The 1,169-nt window shown below is 37.0% G+C and carries 1 protein-coding gene; it reads left to right on the top strand.

What is annotated here, in order from left to right:
* Positions 1-100: 100 nt before the first annotated feature.
* Entirely contained in the window at positions 101-925 is an 825-nt protein-coding gene (locus AAEZ18_RS18285; RefSeq protein ID WP_350595493.1) for a hypothetical protein, read from the top strand.
* Positions 926-1,169: the final 244 nt, after the last annotated feature.

Genomic DNA, 1,169 nt, shown 5'->3' with positions numbered 1-1,169 from the left:
ACCTCCAGTAGAAACTGACGGTATTTTCAATTAATTAAATCCACTCTGCTAGGTGTCGTTGCTCGGACGCTTACTTTTTTTCACTAACACTAGTACGTTATTGACACCAGATAGTGGAGACGAAAAATATGTTAATTATCTGAATGTGCACAAGGCCTATGAGTTTGTAAAAGAGTTGGCTGAATCTACTGAAGGTGGAGATAGTACCATTTTCTATGAGCGACCTTTGAATTTCGAGTTTGTTTTGAAGGAGTCTGATTTAACGCACTCGATTGACCTTGATGCCCTTAAGAAGCTGCTGAGTAAAGATTTACACAAAGAAGCAATCACTTGCTTAATGTGCAGGGAGTTAGTTTCGTTTCTTAAAGATAATACGTTGAGGCAGCGGTTTAGCTATTTGATACAACATATGGACTCTTTGGTGTCGAATGTGCTTTTAAGCTACCAAAGCTATGTAGAAAATTACACTTTTGATAAAGTGCGTAAGGAATATTTGGAAAAGCGTACTGAGTATGTAAGCAAAATTCATGGGGTCTTTGACAATATAGCGACTAAACTTTTATCCCTGCCGGCGGGTATTTGGTTTGCAACCACTCAAATAAAGGAAATTGAAATAGGTGGCTTAGAAACGATGGCATTCGCAAAAAATGTGTCTGTTATTGTTACAGTGTCAGTATTAGCGGTATTACTAATTTTTAATTTGTTCGGTCAATTTTCAACAATTAGTACTATGAGTAAGGAATATCGCGGTGTATTCAATGCATTAGCTAAAACTTACGAAGATGAGGCTCCGGAGATAGGAAAAGCCAAAAGCGATATTGAAAGCGCGCAGACCCAGGTTGAAATCAAATTATACATTGCTATATGCGCAACACTTTCTCTTGTTGGATTAACAATTTGGATGTTTTGTAAAGCTTATAATTAATAACAAGCCTCCTTCTTAACTACCATTTTCTCAAAGTAGTGGTACTTTCATAGTGTCTAGTGATGTGTGATTTTTCAATCAATGGAGTCAGAGTTTTTGATTTTAACAATACTATTTAACGGCTGCTTCTGGCACAGAGCCGTCATTCGGCTCTGAAACGTTTTTGTCCAAATCCTAATCAGTAATACATCCACTATCCTCATAGTGACTTTTAAATAGGAGGTCACTATGAAACCAGAACTAA

Origin of the sequence: Pseudoalteromonas sp. 19-MNA-CIBAN-0066 (assembly GCF_040308705.1) — a bacterium.
Lineage (GTDB): Bacteria > Pseudomonadota > Gammaproteobacteria > Enterobacterales > Alteromonadaceae > Pseudoalteromonas > Pseudoalteromonas nigrifaciens.
The sequence above is the reverse complement of the archived record's forward strand: the minus strand, read 5'-3'. Positions and strand labels throughout refer to the sequence as shown.